Origin of the sequence: Pseudomonas sp. SWRI18, assembly GCF_014268345.1 — a bacterium.
In the GTDB taxonomy this organism is placed as follows: Bacteria; Pseudomonadota; Gammaproteobacteria; order Pseudomonadales; family Pseudomonadaceae; genus Aquipseudomonas; species Aquipseudomonas cedrina.
In genome coordinates, this window is the sequence record NZ_JACCQQ010000001.1 from 415,657 (window position 1) to 431,365 (window position 15,709).

Consider the following 15,709-nt stretch of genomic DNA (forward strand, 5'->3'; position numbering starts at 1 on the left):
GCTAATAAAGAAAAAAATTGGAGCATCACCAAATGAAGGCATCAGGTTTGAAGAACGCCGGCAAGACCCTCCTCGCCTTGTCCCTGATGGGCGCAATGGCGGGCGCGGTGCAGGCAGACGATAAAGTGCTGCATGTGTACAACTGGTCCGACTACATCGCACCGGACACCATCGCCAACTTTGAAAAAGAGTCGGGCATCAAGGTGGTGTATGACGTTTTCGACAGCAACGAAACCCTGGAAGCCAAGCTGCTGGCAGGCAAGTCCGGCTACGACATCGTCGTGCCGTCGAACAACTTCCTGGCCAAGCAGATCAAGGCCGGCGTCTACCAGGAGCTGGACAAGTCCAAGCTGTCCAACTACGACAACCTGAACAAGTCTCTGCTTAAAGCCGTGTCGGTCAGCGACCCGGACAACAAGCATGCCTTCCCGTACATGTGGGGTTCGATCGGCATCGGCTACAACCCGGAGAAGGTCAAGGCTGCGCTGGGCGTGGACAAGATCGATTCGTGGGACGTGCTGCTCAAGCCTGAGAACATCGCCAAGCTCAAGAGCTGCGGCGTGAGCTTCCTCGATTCGCCCACCGAAATGCTGCCGATCGCCTTGCATTACCTCGGCCTGCCCACCGACAGCCAGAAAAAAGACGACTTGAAGCAAGCCGAGGCGTTGTTCCTCAAGATCCGTCCTTCGATCGGTTACTTCCACTCGTCCAAGTACATCTCCGACCTGGCCAACGGCAACATCTGCGTAGCCGTGGGCTACTCGGGTGACATCCAGCAGGCCAAGTCCCGCGCGGCTGAAGCCGGCGGCAAGGTGAAAGTGGCCTACGACATTCCGAAAGAAGGCGCCGGTAGCTTCTTCGACATGGTCGCCATCCCTAAAGATGCCGAAAACGTCGACGCCGCCTACACGTTCATGAACTACTTGCTCAAGCCAGAAGTGATGGCTTCGATCACCGACAGCGTGCGTTTCCCGAACGGTAACGAGAAAGCCACCGCATTGGTCGACAAAGACATCACCAGCGACCCGGGCATCTACCCGCCAGCGGATGTGCAGGCCAAGCTCTACGCCATTGCTGATTTGCCGGCTGCAACCCAGCGTGAAATGACACGCAGCTGGACCAAGATCAAATCCGGCAAGTAACGCAAAAAACCTGCAGGAGCGAGCTTGTGTGGGAGCGGGCTTGCTCGCGAAGGCGGTGTGTCAGCCAGCCTATGTATCGACTGATACGCCACCTTCGCGAGCAAGCCCGCTCCCACATAAACCAGCTCCTGCAAATTAAGTGATAGAAAGTTTTGCCGGATCGGTTTATCGAGGGTAAGTTGCGCGCCGGTTTTGTTGCCGGGCAACAACTTTAAGGCCCAACTATTTTAGAGGACCTCCACTTGCCAATTTCTTTATTTCGCAAAGCCTTGCTGGTGGGTGCAGGTATCACGCTGGCTGTCAGCGTGCAGGCCGCACCCACGGTGCATATTTATAACTGGTCGGACTACATCGGTACCGACACCCTGGCCAACTTCGAAAAAGCCAGCGGCATCAAGCCCGTGTATGACGTCTTCGACTCCAACGAAACCCTGGAGGGCAAGCTGCTGGCCGGGCGTACCGGCTACGACGTGGTCGTGCCGTCCAACCACTTTCTCGGCAAGCAGATCAAGGCCGGGGCGTTCCAGAAGCTCGACAAGTCATTGCTGACGAACTACGCCAACCTCGACCCGGCGTTGCTCAAACGCCTGGAAAAGAACGACCCGGGCAACCAGTACGCCGTGCCGTACCTGTGGGGCACCAACGGCATCGGCTACAACGTCGATAAAGTGAAGGAAGTGCTGGGCGTCGACCATATCGATTCCTGGGCCGTGCTGTTCGAGCCGGAAAACATGAAGAAGCTGGCCTCGTGCGGCGTATCGTTCATGGACTCGGCGGATGAAATGCTGCCGGCGGTGCTCAACTACATGGGCCTGGATCCCAACAGCAGCGACCCGGAAGACTACAAGAAGGCCGAAGCCAAGCTGCTCAAAGTGCGTCCTTACGTGACCTACTTCCATTCTTCCAAGTACATCTCGGACCTGGCCAACGGCAACATTTGCGTAGCGGCAGGTTTCTCCGGCGACGTGTTCCAGGCCAAGGCCCGCGCGGCCGAGGCGGGCAAAGGCGTGAACATTGCCTACGTGATTCCCAAGGAAGGCGGCAACCTGTGGTTTGACGTGCTGGCCATCCCCAAGGATGCGACCAACGTCAAGGAGGCCCACGCGTTCATCAACTATTTACTGCAACCTGAGGTGATCGCCCAGGTCAGTGATTATGTCGGTTACGCCAACCCCAACCCTGGGGCGGACAAACTGATGGAGCAATCGATACGCACCGACGAAGCGGTTTACCCACCGCAGGCGGTGCTCGACAGGACATTCGTCAACTTCGAGTTGCCCCCCAAGGTGCAGCGTTTAATGACCCGCAGCTGGACCAAGGTCAAGACGGGCAAGTAAGGCTCAAACTATCCAAGTTCGCTCACCTGGGGCGGACTGCAAATTTGTTGGGAGTTTCGTAAATGGCAGTTGCCTCCGGCGCCTATAAGAAAGCCCTCGAGGGCGACCAGACACCGAAAAAGGTGCTGGTCAAAATCGACCGGGTCACGAAGAAGTTCGACGAGACGATTGCCGTGGACGATGTGTCCCTGGAAATCAAGAAAGGCGAAATCTTCGCCTTGCTCGGCGGTTCGGGTTCGGGCAAGTCCACCTTGCTGCGTATGCTCGCGGGCTTCGAGCGCCCGACCGAAGGCCGCATCTACCTCGACGGGGTGGACATCACCGATATGCCGCCCTACGAGCGGCCGATCAACATGATGTTCCAGTCCTACGCTTTGTTCCCGCACATGACCGTGGCGCAGAACATCGCCTTCGGCCTGCAACAGGACAAGATTCCCAAGGCCGAGGTCGACGCCCGTGTGGCCGAGATGCTCAAGCTGGTGCAGATGAGCCAGTATGCCAAGCGCAAGCCGCACCAGTTGTCCGGCGGCCAGCGCCAGCGTGTGGCCTTGGCCCGCTCTTTGGCCAAGCGCCCGAAACTGTTGCTGCTCGATGAGCCGATGGGCGCGCTCGACAAAAAACTGCGTTCGCAGATGCAGCTTGAGCTGGTGGAGATCATTGAGCGCGTCGGCGTGACCTGCGTGATGGTGACCCACGACCAGGAAGAGGCCATGACCATGGCCGAGCGCATCGCGATCATGCACCTGGGCTGGATCGCGCAGATCGGCAGCCCGATCGACATCTACGAAACGCCTACCAGCCGCCTGGTGTGCGAGTTCATCGGCAACGTCAATATCTTCGACACCCAAGTGGTGGATGACGCCGAGGGCCACGCGGTGCTCAAGTGCCCGGACCTGGACCGTGACATCTACGTCGGCTACGGCATCGCCACCGCGGTGGAAGACAAGTCGGTGACCTACGCCATCCGCCCGGAAAAGCTGCTGGTCACCACCGAAATGCCGACCTGCGAGCACAACTGGTCCAGCGGCAAGGTGCATGACATCGCCTACCTGGGCGGCCACTCGGTGTTCTACGTGGAGCTGCCGAGCGGCAAGCTGGTGCAGTCCTTCGTGGCCAACGCCGAGCGCCGTGGCCAGCGTCCGACCTGGGGTGACCAGGTCTACGTGTGGTGGGAAGACGACAGCGGCGTGGTACTTCGCTCATGAACATGAAGAAGTTCAAGCGGCGCTTGGATCGCATCGTCCCCACCGGCAAGCAGGTGGTCATCGGGATTCCGTTCCTGTGGCTGTTCCTGTTTTTCGCACTGCCGTTTTTCATCGTGCTGAAAATCAGCTTTGCCGAAGCCGACGTGGCGATTCCGCCCTACACCGAGATCTACACCTACGTTGAGCAAAAGCTGCAGCTGGTGCTGAACCTGGCCAACTACCAACTGCTGGCCGGCGACGACCTGTACATCTCCGCGTACCTGGGCTCGCTGAAGATGGCGTTCTTCAGCACGCTGTTGTGCCTGCTGATCGGCTACCCGATGGCCTACGCCATTGCCACTGCGCGCAAAGAGATGCAGACCGTGCTGGTGCTGCTGATCATGATGCCGACCTGGACCGCGATCCTGATCCGCGTGTATGCGTGGATGGGCATTCTGAGCAACAACGGTCTGCTCAATGGCTTCCTGATGTCCATGGGGCTGATCAACGAGCCGCTGCAGATCCTCAACACCAATATCGCGGTGTATATCGGCGTGGTCTATTCCTACCTGCCGTTCATGATCCTGCCGCTGTACGCCAACCTGGTGAAGCACGACCAGAGCCTGCTGGAGGCCGCGTCCGACCTGGGATCGAGCACTTTCAACAGCTTCTGGAAGATCACCGTGCCGCTGTCCAAGAACGGCATCATTGCCGGCTGCATGCTGGTCTTTATCCCGGTAGTGGGCGAGTTCGTGATCCCGGAACTGCTCGGCGGTCCGGAAACCCTGATGATCGGTAAAGTGCTGTGGCAGGAATTCTTCAACAACCGTGACTGGCCGGTGGCGTCCGCCCTGGCGGTGGTGATGCTGGCGATCCTGATCGTGCCGATCATCCTGTTCAACCGCAGCCAGGCCAAAGAGCTGGAGGGCAAGATATGAAACGCTTTCGTTTCTCCAGCTTCATGCTGGTCGTAGGCTTGTTGTTCATCTACTTGCCGATGCTGATCCTGGTGATCTACTCGTTCAACGAGTCCAAGCTGGTAACGGTGTGGGGCGGCTGGTCGATCAAGTGGTACGTGGGCCTGCTGGACAACACCCAATTGATGGGCTCGGTGGCGCGTTCGCTGGAAATCGCCTGCTACACGGCGGTGGCTGCGGTCGCCCTGGGTACGCTGGCGGCATTCGTGTTGACGCGCATCAGCCAGTTCAAGGGCCGCACGCTGTTCGGTGGCCTGGTGACGGCGCCGCTGGTGATGCCGGAAGTGATCACCGGTCTGTCGCTGTTGCTGCTGTTCGTGGCCATGGCGCAGATGATCGGTTGGCCCCAGGAGCGTGGCATCGTCACCATCTGGATCGCCCACACCACGTTCTGTGCGGCCTATGTGGCGGTGGTGGTGTCGGCGCGCCTGCGTGAGCTGGACCTGTCGATCGAAGAAGCGGCGATGGACCTGGGCGCGCGGCCGTGGAAGGTGTTCTTCCTGATCACCATTCCGATGATCGCGCCGTCGTTGGCGGCAGGCGGCATGATGTCGTTCGCGTTGTCCCTGGATGACTTGGTATTGGCCAGCTTCGTGTCGGGACCGGGTTCGACGACATTGCCGATGGAAGTGTTCTCGGCGGTGCGCCTTGGGGTCAAACCCGAGATCAACGCCGTGGCCAGCCTGATCCTGCTGGCGGTGTCGTTGGTGACCTTCCTGGTGTGGTTCTTCAGCCGCCGTGCCGAGGAACACCGCAAGAAGGCCATCCAGCAAGCGATCGAAGAAGCGGCTGCCGATGGTTGGCAGCAGCCGGACAAGCGCCGCGCGCCTGCACCGGTCTAACTGACGGAACGCGGTAAAAAATGTGGGAGCTGGCTTGCCTGCGATGAGGCCGTGCCAGTCGACTCATCTGTCGACTGATACACCGCTATCGCAGGCAAGCCAGCTCCCACAGTTGATTGCATTTCAGGTCAACTAAGCCACCCACGGCGACTTACGAATCACCTCCACAAAGTTCATCGGCTTGAACCCCGGCTCCTGATCCACCAGCACATCGGTCTTCACGTTGCCAAACGTGGTCTGCGGGCGATGGCGCAAGCCGTCGGCGAAGGCGCAGATGATGCACTCCTTGAACCCTTCACCGCGTGGATGCGCATGCACCACGGCTTCGCGCTGCACAGTGCTGAACGCGGCATAGTCCATGCCCAGCACATCCATTTCCACCCCGGCAGTCACCAGCGCCACGGTCGGCCGCAAATGCTGCGGCACGCCTGGCGTGGTGTGCAGTGCAATGGACAGCCACACTTGCTCGATATCGTCATCGCTCAGCCCGTAAGGCTTGAGAAAGGCAGCGGCTGCGTTGGCGCCGTCCACTTCGAAGCGTTCATTGTCGCTGCGGTGGCCTTCGACCAGGCCCAGGTCATGGAACATCGCGCCGACATACAGCAGCTCTGGGTTGTAGGCCAACTGTTTGCGCTCGCCGCTCAGCGCGCCGAACAGGAACACCCGGCGGGAATGGTGATAGAGCAGATCGGATTCGACGTCACGGATGTATTCGGTGGTGGCCCTGGCCAGGGCGCTATCGGGGATCTGGATGCCGGCGATGGTGGTGCGCATGGTGGTTCTCCTCTGGAAAGGGTTCCAGTCTGGTCGCGTGTCCGTGAGGCAGCTACCTTGGCGGGGGAGCGATGTCGGCCAATGTGCCTTCACATCGCGCCAAGGGTGTACCCGATCAAATGTGGGAGCTGGCTTGCCTGCGATAGCATCTACTCGGTATACCTGATGGACCGGGGCGTCTGCATCGCAGGCAAGCCAGCTCCCACAGGGATTTGTGTTTATCCAGTTAGATAAGGTGTGTCGTGCATGGGCAAAACCGTCGCCATCCTGATCTTCCCCGGCGTCCAGTCATTGGACGTGACCGGCCCCATGGACGTGTTCTGCGAGGCCAACCGGTTTCTGCCACCGCAGGAGCACTATCAGTTGGAGGTCATCGGTTTCGGCCACGGCAATATGGCGGCTTCCAACGGCCTGTCGTTGCAGGCCCACCGGCATTACAGCGAAGCCCTGCAGGCCTACGACCTGCTGCTGGTCGCTGGCGGCCCGCAGTTGCCCTTTGAAGACTTTGGCGCCGAGTTCGATGACTGGCTGCGTGGCGCGACCGCGCGTGCGCAGCGCTTCGGTTCGATCTGCAACGGCGCTTTCATGCTGGCCCGTGCCGGGTTGCTGGACGGCAAAACCGTCACCACCCATTGGAACGATGCCGCCGAGCTGGCGCGCCTGTGCCCCACGGCCCAGGTCGAAGCCGACCGCCTCTATGTTCAGGACGATAACCTCTACACCTCGGCCGGGGTGACGGCGGGTATCGATTTGTCGTTGTATTTGCTGGCCCAGGACCACGGCCCGGAAGTCGCGCTGAGCGTGGCCAAGCGGCTGGTGGTGTTCACCCAGCGTGCGGGCGGGCAGTCGCAATTCAGCCCGTTCCTCACGCCGCACGCTGAAACAACGTCAGCGGTAGCGCAGGTGCAGCTTTACGTATTGGCGAACCTGACGGGGGATTTGGCCATCGCCGACCTGGCCAGGGCGGCCAATATGAGCGCGCGCAATTTCTCCCGGGTGTTTGCCCGTGAGGCGCGGATAACGCCCGCGGAGTTTGTCGAGCGCGCGCGGGTGGACGCGGCGCGGGTGATGCTCGAAAGCAGCCCCGTGCCGCTCAAGACCGTGGCCTATCGATGCGGGTTCCGTGATGCCCAGCACATGCGCAGTGTGTTCAACCGCCGGCTGGGCGTGACGCCGCAACAGTTCCGGCTTAACTTTGCGGCGCCGGTTTGAGCGTGTCGTAGGCTTCCAGCGCGCGCAGCGAGTAGATGTACGCCGCGCCGGCATTCAGCGAGATCGCCGTGGCCAGCGTGGCGGCGACTTCCTCGCGGGTGGCGCCGGCCTTGATCGCAGCGTCGGCATGCACGCCGATGCAACCGTCGCAGCGTGTGGTGATGGCCACGGCGATGGAAATCAGCTCGCGGGTCTTGGCGTCGAGTACATTGTTTTCCTCGGACGCTTCGCCCAGCGCCATGTACGCTTTGACCATCTTCGGATTGCTCTTGCCCAGCGCGCCAAAGGCTTTCTTCACGGTAGGCAGCAAGTCGGACCAGTTATTGAACATTGCGGTAACTCCTGAACGGGTGGGTGGTGTAAAGCTAGTCTGTACCGTTCGGACGCGGCGTTATTGTTCAATCCGTTCATCTTTTTGACCGATGCTCGCAAATGAATTCGATCGACACCCTCATCGCACTGGCCAACCTGCGCGGCAGCCTGGATTTGCGCTGCCAGTTCCAAGGCGAGTGGGCCCTGGACCACGCCCCGGAAAACCTGGGCGTAGCGCCTTATCACATCGTGCTCGGCGGCACCTGCCGTGCCGAGTTGTCGGGTGGGCAGCACGTGACCTTGGAGGAGGGCGATGTCCTATTGATGCCTGGCGGCGCCACTCACCTGTTGCGCAGCCAGGGCGCGCGGATCAAGCCTATGCAGCCCAAGGTGATCGAAGGCGGTGTGCTCAGGGTGCACCGATTGGGCGGCGACCGGCCGGACCTGGACATGCTCTGCGGCAGTTTTCATTACAACCGCCAATCACTGTTGTTCGGCGCGTTGCCGGAATACCTGGTGGTGTCCAGCCGGCAATGGCAGGCCGATGGGCAGCTTGCGGCCTTGATCGCCTTGTTGCGCAGTGAAGCGGACGGCCAGCAGGTGGGCGCGCGCGCCTTTATCGACGCGTTGTCGTCAGCCCTGTTTACCCTGATTCTGCGCGCCTGGCTGACCCTGCAGGCGCCGGCTGCCGGCACCTTTGCCCTGCTCACCGACAAGCGCTTGAGCAAGGCATGGCAGGCGATGCTGAGCGATCCTGGGCATGCGTGGACCATTGACAGCCTGGCCGCTGCCGCAACGATGTCGCGCGCCACGTTCATGCGTGCATTCGTCAAAGTGGCGGGCGTGTCGCCTTGGGTGTTGCTGACCCAGTTGCGCATGGAACGGGCATTCAACCTGCTGCGTCAGTCGCGCCTGAGCCTGCTGGATATCGCCGCCCAGGTGGGCTACCAGTCCCAGGCGGCGTTCAGCAAGAAATTCAAGGAGGCCTACGGCGAGGCGCCGGGGCGGTTGCGGGCAAAATAACAGCCTCGGTTTAGCTTCAATGTGGGAGTGGCTTGTGTGGGAGCTGGCTTGCCTGCGATAGCATCACGTCGGTTTAACTGGAAAACCGAGGCGTTTGCATCGCAGGCAAGCCAGCTGCCACATTGATTGCGGTCATCTGGCAGGTAGCAGCTTGAGCGTACCGCGCGTATTCGCCGTTACTTCCTCATCGCTAAAGTGCGCCTGTTCGTAGCCGCCTTCGATGTAGGTTTGCGCCTGGTCGCCGTAGTGCCGGTCAAATGGCGCACCGCTTTGCCCCACGGGGTTGATGGTCAGTGCGTGGGCCGCGTCGGCGAAGTCGATCAGGCGGCGGGTGGATGGCCCATAGGTGACGGGCCAAGGCGCGGGGCCGATGTTGGCCGACTGGTTGTTCGGCACTTCGTGGCTGCCCGGTGCCGGGAACGGGCCGACATTGAAGATCAGGTCCAGTGGCTTCTGCGAGCCCAGCGGGTGGCCGTGGGTCAGGGTGTGTGCCTTGCCCCATTGCCATTGGCTCGGGTCATCGCCGAAGGTGGCCTTCAGATGCGCAAGGCTGTTGTCCCAGGCGAGCTTGACGGTGTCGGCGCGCTTGCCGTCCCACCACGGCGAATCCTGCGTGGCGGCCAGGCGGGGCAGGGCGGCGTCGATCACGCGGGTGCTGAGCAGGGTCTTGAACATGGCGTCGCCGAGCTTCGGGCGCAAGGCCGCGTCAGCCAGGTTGAACAGGAACTGGTTGAATAACGTGGCGCTGGTGGAATCGAGCGGGTAGTCGCCTTTCCAGGCGGCCAGTTGCTCCACCTGTTTCAACTGCGCCGGGTCCTTGACCACGTCGCGCAGCACCGGCAACAGCGGCGCCAGCAGGCGCGGACCGAAGGCCGTGGTGGTGCCCAACTGCAAGGCCTGGCTGTTGTCGACATCCCACTTCACACGGTTATCGCTCAGTTGCAGGTTCAATTGCTGGCCACGGTCGGCCAAATTGTAATAGCCGAGGATCTCCATGCCGGTCGGTGAAACCGGCTGGGCATTGGCCGAGACCAGATAACCGCGCGCCGGGTTCTCTTCCTGCGGGTTGGCGCTGAACGGGTAGAAGCCCAGCTTGTCAGCCTGGGCGGTGCTGCCGTCGAGGATAAAACCAGGTTGGGTTCCGGCCGGGCGAATCGGCAACTGCGCCGCCGCCCACCAGCCGATATCGCCCTTGGAATTGGCCCACACGATATTCAGGCCCGGCGCGGACACCTTCGACGCCGCCGCGCGTGCCTTGGCCAGGGTGTCGGCGCGGTTGAGCTGGTAGAAACCTTCGAGGATCGGGTTCTGGGTGTCCAGGAATGCCCACCACATGGCGATCGGGGTCTTGCCTGCGCTCTCGCCGAGCACGTCATTGATGATCGGCCCGTGAGGGGATTGGCGCAGGGTCAAGGTCACCGGCGCCTGGCCTTTCACCGCAATCTGCTGCTCTGTGCGGGTCATGTCCACCCATTGGTCGTGGTACCAGACCTGGTTGGGGTTGTCCGGGTTGAGCTTCTCGGCGATCAAGTCGAGGTCATCGTTCTGGAACATCGTCAGGCTCCAGCCGAAATCCAGGTTATGCCCCAGGAAGGCCACCGGCACCAGTGCGTTGTGATAACCGTACAACTCGAAACCCGGCGCCGACAGATGCGCCTCGTACCATACCGACGGCACCGAAAAACGAATGTGCGGATCACCGGCCAGCAACGGCTTGCCGCTCTTGGTGCGGTTACCGCTGACGGCCCAGGCGTTGCTGCCTTCGAACTGCGGCAAGCCGTTGTCGGCCAGGGCCTGTTCGCTCAGGGCGGCGATGGCGCCCAGGGTTTGCCAGTCACTGGCGGCGAGGTTGAGGGCGCCTTGGGGCTGCCAGTCCAGGTCGAAGATTTTCAGGTAATCGCTGCCCAATTGATCGCGTACGTAAGTCAGCAGGGGCTCGGTGCGAAACGCAGCAGCAAAGCTGTAGGCCATATACCCGGCAACGCTGATGCTGTCTTCGGCGGTAAACGGTCGCTTGGGGATGCCCAGTACGTCGAACTCCATCGGCCGCGCGTGGCTGTCCTGATACTGGTTGATCCCGTCCAGGTAGGCTTGCAAGGCGTTCCAGTGGGCCGACGTATGATCGAGCTGCGCCACATAGGTGTCGGCGCGCTCTCGGATGCGCAGGCTGCGAAACAGCTTGTCGGTCTCCAGCACCTTGGGCCCCAGCACCTCGGCCAGCTCGCCACGGGCCAGGCGCCGCATGATTTCCATCTGGAACAGCCGGTCCTGGGCGTGCACATAACCCAGGGCGCGATACAGGTCGGTTTCGTTCCGGGCACGAATGTGCGGCACGCCGCGGTCGTCGTAACGCACGGTGACCGGGCCCTGCAGGTTGGCCAGCGTCACTGTGCCCTGGCGCGTGGGCTGCTTGCTGTATACGTACCAGCCGGCGCCGAGGGCGATCAGTACCGCAAGCACCGCGAGGGTCCTCATGACGCGCTTCATGGACATTCCTTACCAAGAGTTGGGTGGCAGCTATGAGCCTTTTGGCCACGAACAATAGCAGCCCACCGCCAGGGTGTGCGTGGCATTCACCGGTCGCCCCGCTTCAAGGGCCTTCAAGATCGGTTCGATAAAGCTGTTGCTGGCATTGCACGTAAGGCCTTCGCTGTAGGGGCCGAAATAGGCGAGCTTGCCGCTGCGATCCCAGATGCCCACGGCTGGGCTGGCCGGCACTTGATCAGCGCCGGGCAGGGCATCGAGGATTTTCATCCGGCGCAGGTTCTCGGGCAGTTGGCCATGGCTGCCGGGTTTTTGCAGGGCGTAGAACTCGACGCCTTTGGGCGCGTATTGCTCGATCAACTCGCCCAAGTGCTGTTGGTTGCCGACGTTGCAGGGGCAGGCCGGGTCCCAGAAGTGCACCAGGCGGATCGGGCCCGGGCCCGCAAGCTCGGCCGGCAGCCTCAGCGGGTCACCGGAGAAGACCGCCGTGTGTTCGCTGAAGGCGCGCAGGTAGCGGCCCTGGAACCAGTCATAGGCCACCCACAGCACCCCGGCGCAGATAACCAGGATCAGGCTGGCGAACAAGGCGGTGCGGTGGGGTTGTCGCATTCAGATGTATCCTCGAAGGTCGCGTAGCTTGCCATGCTTGTCCTGACAGATGAATATCGCACCTTGAAATTCATCTCTGCCGTCAGTCTGGAACCCTTTATGCCTGTGACCTTTGACCCCGATCATCTGCGCGAAAGCCTGCGGCCCCTGGTGGATGCGCAACCGCTTTCGGCCGAGGCGCGGGTCTACCAGCGTTTCTATGGGCTGGATCTGGCTGCACGCACCGTCCCGGTGGTGAGCCGGCTGGGGCGTTTCGAGGTGGATGGCTTTGAGGTGGTCGCCCAGGTGTGGTGGCCGCCAGTGCCGGTGGCGACGATGTTCCTGTTCCACGGCTTTTATGACCACATGGGGTTGTACCGCCATGTGGTGGACTGGGCGCTGGACCAGGGTTTCGTGGTGATCGCCTGCGACCTGCCTGGCCATGGTTTATCGAGCGGCCCGCGCGCCAGCATCGATGAATTTTCGGTGTATCAGGACGTGGTGCAGGCCCTGTTCAGCCAGGCCGAGGCATTGCAATTGCCGCAGCCCTGGCACTTGTTCGGGCAAAGCACCGGCGGGGCGGTGGTGGTGGATCACCTGCTCAACCATGGCGCCGGCAGCCCGGCCCAGGGCAAGACCTTCCTGCTATCGCCGTTGGTGCGGCCACGTGCCTGGGGCTGGTCGCAACTCAGCTACTACCTGCTGCGGCCGTTCGTCAACGGCATCGCGCGGCGGTTCAGCGAGAACACCCACGATCCCGCGTTCAAACCTTTCCTTGAGGCCGACCCGCTGCAGCCGCGCCAACTGCCGACCGCCTGGGTGGGCGCATTGGCGCGCTGGATCAAACGCATCGAAGCCGCGCCGCGCAGCCCGAGGCGGCCAGTGATTGTGCAGGGCGAGGAGGACATGACGGTGGACTGGCAGCACAACCTGCAGGTGCTGCGCAGCAAGTTCGAGCAGCCCGAGGTGTTGATGCTGCCGAGGGGCAGACATCATTTGGCGAATGAGATTGAGGAGATTCGCGAAGAGTATTTCCGCTATTTGACGGATCATCTGAAGTAACACGGCCCAACTGTGGGAGCTGGCTTGCCTGCGATAGCGGTGTGTCAGCCACCACCGCTATCGCAGGCAAGCCAGCTCCCACAGGTTACTGCGCCAGGCTGGAGGTACTTTGGCCGACTGCAAGGCCGGCGCGTATGGCCGCCAGCGCCGCCTGGTAATACGCCTTGCCCTCCGGCGATTCGGCAAAGGTCGCGAATTCTTCCAGCTCCGGGTCAGACAAATCCCGATAGACATACAACAGGGTGTTGTTCAGGTCCTTGTCGATCTGCTGCATCAACCGCTCACGCTGGCCATTCAACATGCCCTGTGCCTGACCGCCGCCCAACAGGCCGGGGATCATCTGGCTAAGGCTGTCGGCCGCCACACCGGCAATCGCCAGGCTGACTTCGGCGCCGGCTTCACGGGCCGGCAGCGCCTGGGCCAGGTGGCCGATGATCAGACTGCGGGTGGCATCGGCCTCGATTTTCGGCAAGCCCTGAGCGTTTTTCGCCAGTTGGTCGCGGCGTGTGGCCTGCAACTCGGCGGCCACAATCTTGCGGCCCAAGGGCGATTGAAAAAACGCCAGGGCGGGTTTGGGGTCCGCCAGGTGCTTGCGCAATTGCGCTTCGGCACGCTGGTCCATGGCCTGGGCGGCAAAACGCTTGTTGCTGTTGTCCACCAGCGCCTGGTACACCGCCGGCGGCAGGCTGTTGCGGTAGCGCTGCTGGGCGGCACTGAGGGCGTCATTGAAATGCGCACGTTGTTCGGCCCAGCCGGCGACCTTGTACAACTGGTCATGGCCGTCTGCCCAAGCGGGCAAAACGCAGAACATCAACAAGGAAAAAAACAAACGACGCATATGGACTCCTGTCAGTCGGCCACTATTGTCCGTGTCGGGCGTAGGATTTGTCGAGAAGTCCTATCAGTCACCTGACTAAAGTGTATTCAGACGCTCGGCGGCTCTGTCGGATTCACAGGCGTATGGATACTATGCGCGCCATGCAAATACCCCTCGATCACCCCTTGCTGCAACGCATTGTCGACGACCTGGCCGAAAAGGGCTGGTCCCGGCAGGACGGCTTCCTGCCCCAGGCTCTGACCCTGGAACTGGCGGCTGAGTGCCGTAAACGTGCGGCCGAGGGTGAACTGGCCCCGGCGGCGGTTGGGCGCGGCCCGGCCCAGGAAATCCGCGAGGGCATTCGCGGTGACCATATCCAGTGGCTGGAAGAGGGCGATGCGCCAGTCTGCGAGAGTTATATGGCGATCATGGACAGCCTGCGCCTGGCGATGAACCGCGGCCTGTTCCTCGGCCTGGAAGATTTCGAAAGCCACTTTGCGATGTACCCGCCGGGAGCGTTCTACCTCAAGCACCTGGACCGTTTCCGCGACGATGACCGGCGCATGGTCTCGGCGGTCATCTACTTGAACGACGCCTGGCTGCCCGAGCATGGCGGCCAGTTGCGCATGTACCTCAAGGACGGCGTCGAATACGACGTGGTGCCCAGCGGCGGTTGCCTGGTGGTGTTCCTCTCGGGCGAAGTGCCTCACGAAGTCATGCCCGCCACGCGCGAACGCCTGTCCCTCACCGGCTGGTTTCGCCGGCGGGGCAACGAGCCGTTTTGAGCCTGCCCAGCTCTGTGAAGCTATAGGTCAAATCCAAAGCGTCACTGCGTCTTGATGATTGGTGTTTCGCCTTCCAACCACTTCTGCGCCAGTGCCTTCAATCGCCCGTCGTCCTTCACCCGCTTCAGCGCCCCATCCAAACTTACCTTGAACGCCGGATTACCCTTCTGAAACGGTATCGCCAGCTCAGGCTTCTCGTTGTAAGGCACACTGAAATCGAAACGATCCTGCAGCGCGGCAGTCATAGCGATATGGTTGATGGCCACGTCGTACTTGCCGGTTTCCACCCCCGGCAGCAGGTCGGTGTCATCGGTGGTGATAAACGAGGGGCGCACGTCCATCTCTTGGGCCAATTGCTCACCCAGCTCCACTTCGAAACCCGTGAGTTTGTCGCCTTGCTTGAAGTTGAACGGCGGTGTGTTGGCTTCAACGGCGATGCGCAGTTCGCCACGGTCATTGACGTCGTCGATTAATTCGGCATGAGCCAATGGGCTCAGAAGAGGAAGCAGCAGTAACAGGCCAGGCGAAAAGCGCATGGTCACTCCTAGAAAATTCAGATGTGCGAGGCGCCGTTCAGCATCGCTTTGCTATGGTGTCGAGTGCCTTGGACAGCAATTTGTCACGAAGTTGTCATCCCCCTACAGATTTCACAGAAAAACTGGAGAAGCGAATGAAAGCCCTTTTGTCACGTGCAACCCTGGCCTCCCTGATGTTGGGTGCTTCGATGCTGGCCACCGCCGCCGACGGCATTCCGCGCAGTGCGCCGCCTGAAGGCGCCAAAGTGTTCATCGTGTCGCCAAAGGATGGCGCCACCGTCGACAAAACCTTCACCGTCAAATTCGGCATGGAAGGCCTCAAGTTGGCCCCGGCCACCGACCAAACCGCTGGCACCGGCCATCACCACTTGCTGATCGACCAGAAAGAACTGCCGGACGCCAAGTTGCCAATCCCGGCCACCGACACCGTGATCCATTACGGCAAGGCCCAGACCGAAACCGAACTGACCCTCGCCCCTGGCAAGCACACCTTGCAACTGGTGGCCGGCGACAAGCTGCACATGCAGTTCAACCCGACTGTCGCCTCGACAGTCATCACGGTTAACGTCAAGTAAGCGTTGTTCAGACAAAAAAATGGGAGACCCCTGCGGGGCCTCCCATTTTTTATGCGGCG

The 15,709-nt window shown here is 61.3% G+C and carries 16 protein-coding genes; 10 read left to right on the forward strand and 6 right to left on the reverse strand.

Translation table 11 applies throughout. The features are described from left to right. The first annotated feature begins 47 nt into the window (after positions 1-47). The 5 genes from H0Z09_RS01900 (at position 48) to H0Z09_RS01920 (ending at position 5,482) form a co-directional block, all read left to right on the forward strand. The gene (locus H0Z09_RS01900; protein WP_186687000.1) at positions 48-1,142 is read left to right on the forward strand and encodes a polyamine ABC transporter substrate-binding protein; all 1,095 of its coding nucleotides are present in this window, start codon (positions 48-50) and stop codon (positions 1,140-1,142) included. 242 nt (positions 1,143-1,384) lie between these two features. After that, the gene (locus tag H0Z09_RS01905) at positions 1,385-2,479 is read left to right on the forward strand and encodes a polyamine ABC transporter substrate-binding protein (RefSeq protein WP_186686597.1); all 1,095 of its coding nucleotides are present in this window, start codon (positions 1,385-1,387) and stop codon (positions 2,477-2,479) included. A 62-nt stretch (positions 2,480-2,541) separates the two neighbouring features. Further along, entirely contained in the window at positions 2,542-3,684 is a 1,143-nt protein-coding gene (gene potA, locus H0Z09_RS01910) for a polyamine ABC transporter ATP-binding protein (RefSeq protein WP_003176776.1), read from the forward strand. Further along, the gene (locus H0Z09_RS01915; RefSeq protein ID WP_076951936.1) at positions 3,681-4,601 is read left to right on the forward strand and encodes an ABC transporter permease subunit; all 921 of its coding nucleotides are present in this window, start codon (positions 3,681-3,683) and stop codon (positions 4,599-4,601) included. The genes potA and H0Z09_RS01915 overlap by 4 nt, the downstream gene beginning before the upstream one ends. After that, positions 4,598-5,482 (forward strand): ABC transporter permease subunit, encoded by an 885-nt coding sequence (locus H0Z09_RS01920; RefSeq protein ID WP_057723417.1) that lies wholly within the window; start codon positions 4,598-4,600, stop codon positions 5,480-5,482. Before H0Z09_RS01915 ends, H0Z09_RS01920 begins: the two co-directional genes overlap by 4 nt. Positions 5,483-5,614: 132 nt before the next feature. Here the strand turns inward: H0Z09_RS01920 and H0Z09_RS01925 are convergent, their stop codons facing one another. Continuing rightward, complete coding sequence (locus H0Z09_RS01925; RefSeq protein ID WP_186686600.1) at positions 5,615-6,256, reverse strand: HD domain-containing protein; 642 nt, start codon at positions 6,254-6,256, stop codon at positions 5,615-5,617. Between the two features lie 246 nt (positions 6,257-6,502). Here H0Z09_RS01925 and H0Z09_RS01930 point away from each other — a divergent pair, with 246 nt between their 5' ends. Then, positions 6,503-7,468, forward strand: a complete 966-nt coding sequence (locus H0Z09_RS01930) for a GlxA family transcriptional regulator (protein ID WP_186686603.1) — start codon at positions 6,503-6,505, stop codon at positions 7,466-7,468. Here the strand turns inward: H0Z09_RS01930 and H0Z09_RS01935 are convergent. Further along, a complete protein-coding gene (locus H0Z09_RS01935) occupies positions 7,446-7,799 on the reverse strand; it encodes a carboxymuconolactone decarboxylase family protein (RefSeq protein ID WP_186686606.1) in 354 nt (117 codons plus the stop codon). The genes H0Z09_RS01930 and H0Z09_RS01935 overlap by 23 nt on opposite strands. 101 nt (positions 7,800-7,900) lie before the next feature. On the opposite strand from H0Z09_RS01935, the gene H0Z09_RS01940 reads away from it, so the two are divergent. Further along, on the forward strand, positions 7,901-8,803 hold the full coding sequence (locus tag H0Z09_RS01940; RefSeq protein ID WP_186686609.1) for an AraC family transcriptional regulator: 903 nt from the start codon (positions 7,901-7,903) through the stop codon (positions 8,801-8,803). Positions 8,804-8,935: 132 nt separating this feature from the next. Here H0Z09_RS01940 and H0Z09_RS01945 read toward each other — a convergent pair whose 3' ends face one another. Further along, positions 8,936-11,290: a penicillin acylase family protein gene (locus tag H0Z09_RS01945; protein ID WP_186686612.1), complete on the reverse strand. Its 2,355-nt coding sequence runs from the start codon at positions 11,288-11,290 to the stop codon at positions 8,936-8,938. Between the two features lie 30 nt (positions 11,291-11,320). Next, a complete protein-coding gene (locus H0Z09_RS01950; protein ID WP_186686614.1) occupies positions 11,321-11,896 on the reverse strand; it encodes a DUF6436 domain-containing protein in 576 nt (191 codons plus the stop codon). A 99-nt stretch (positions 11,897-11,995) separates the two neighbouring features. Between H0Z09_RS01950 and H0Z09_RS01955 the strand changes: the two genes are divergently transcribed. Then, a complete protein-coding gene (locus tag H0Z09_RS01955; RefSeq protein ID WP_186686616.1) occupies positions 11,996-12,937 on the forward strand; it encodes an alpha/beta hydrolase in 942 nt (313 codons plus the stop codon). A gap of 85 nt (positions 12,938-13,022) precedes the next feature. Here H0Z09_RS01955 and H0Z09_RS01960 read toward each other — a convergent pair whose 3' ends face one another. Then, the gene (locus tag H0Z09_RS01960) at positions 13,023-13,775 is read right to left on the reverse strand and encodes a DUF2059 domain-containing protein (RefSeq protein WP_186686618.1); all 753 of its coding nucleotides are present in this window, start codon (positions 13,773-13,775) and stop codon (positions 13,023-13,025) included. A 131-nt stretch (positions 13,776-13,906) separates the two neighbouring features. On the opposite strand from H0Z09_RS01960, the gene H0Z09_RS01965 reads away from it, so the two are divergent. Next, entirely contained in the window at positions 13,907-14,539 is a 633-nt protein-coding gene (locus H0Z09_RS01965) for a 2OG-Fe(II) oxygenase (protein ID WP_186687001.1), read from the forward strand. 41 nt (positions 14,540-14,580) lie between these two features. On the opposite strand, the gene H0Z09_RS01970 is transcribed toward H0Z09_RS01965, so the two are convergent. Beyond that, a complete protein-coding gene (locus H0Z09_RS01970; RefSeq protein WP_186686620.1) occupies positions 14,581-15,075 on the reverse strand; it encodes a transporter substrate-binding domain-containing protein in 495 nt (164 codons plus the stop codon). 134 nt (positions 15,076-15,209) lie between these two features. Here H0Z09_RS01970 and H0Z09_RS01975 point away from each other — a divergent pair, with 134 nt between their 5' ends. Next, on the forward strand, positions 15,210-15,650 hold the full coding sequence (locus tag H0Z09_RS01975) for a DUF4399 domain-containing protein (RefSeq protein ID WP_186686622.1): 441 nt from the start codon (positions 15,210-15,212) through the stop codon (positions 15,648-15,650). Positions 15,651-15,709: the final 59 nt, after the last annotated feature.

What these genes read in the sequence shown, in the direction of transcription:
- H0Z09_RS01960 (WP_186686618.1), bottom strand. Translation starts at nt 13,775, where the DNA reads ATGCGTCGTTTGTTTTTTTCCTTGTTGATGTTCTGCGTTTTGCCCGCT.
- H0Z09_RS01935 (WP_186686606.1), bottom strand. Translation starts at nt 7,799, where the DNA reads ATGTTCAATAACTGGTCCGACTTGCTGCCTACCGTGAAGAAAGCCTTT.
- potA (WP_003176776.1), top strand. Translation starts at nt 2,542, where the DNA reads ATGGCAGTTGCCTCCGGCGCCTATAAGAAAGCCCTCGAGGGCGACCAG.
- H0Z09_RS01950 (WP_186686614.1), bottom strand. Translation starts at nt 11,896, where the DNA reads ATGCGACAACCCCACCGCACCGCCTTGTTCGCCAGCCTGATCCTGGTT.
- H0Z09_RS01925 (WP_186686600.1), bottom strand. Translation starts at nt 6,256, where the DNA reads ATGCGCACCACCATCGCCGGCATCCAGATCCCCGATAGCGCCCTGGCC.
- H0Z09_RS01940 (WP_186686609.1), top strand. Translation starts at nt 7,901, where the DNA reads ATGAATTCGATCGACACCCTCATCGCACTGGCCAACCTGCGCGGCAGC.
- H0Z09_RS01965 (WP_186687001.1), top strand. Translation starts at nt 13,907, where the DNA reads ATGCGCGCCATGCAAATACCCCTCGATCACCCCTTGCTGCAACGCATT.
- H0Z09_RS01915 (WP_076951936.1), top strand. Translation starts at nt 3,681, where the DNA reads ATGAACATGAAGAAGTTCAAGCGGCGCTTGGATCGCATCGTCCCCACC.
- H0Z09_RS01970 (WP_186686620.1), bottom strand. Translation starts at nt 15,075, where the DNA reads ATGCGCTTTTCGCCTGGCCTGTTACTGCTGCTTCCTCTTCTGAGCCCA.
- H0Z09_RS01945 (WP_186686612.1), bottom strand. Translation starts at nt 11,290, where the DNA reads ATGAAGCGCGTCATGAGGACCCTCGCGGTGCTTGCGGTACTGATCGCC.
- H0Z09_RS01930 (WP_186686603.1), top strand. Translation starts at nt 6,503, where the DNA reads ATGGGCAAAACCGTCGCCATCCTGATCTTCCCCGGCGTCCAGTCATTG.
- H0Z09_RS01975 (WP_186686622.1), top strand. Translation starts at nt 15,210, where the DNA reads ATGAAAGCCCTTTTGTCACGTGCAACCCTGGCCTCCCTGATGTTGGGT.
- H0Z09_RS01955 (WP_186686616.1), top strand. Translation starts at nt 11,996, where the DNA reads ATGCCTGTGACCTTTGACCCCGATCATCTGCGCGAAAGCCTGCGGCCC.
- H0Z09_RS01920 (WP_057723417.1), top strand. Translation starts at nt 4,598, where the DNA reads ATGAAACGCTTTCGTTTCTCCAGCTTCATGCTGGTCGTAGGCTTGTTG.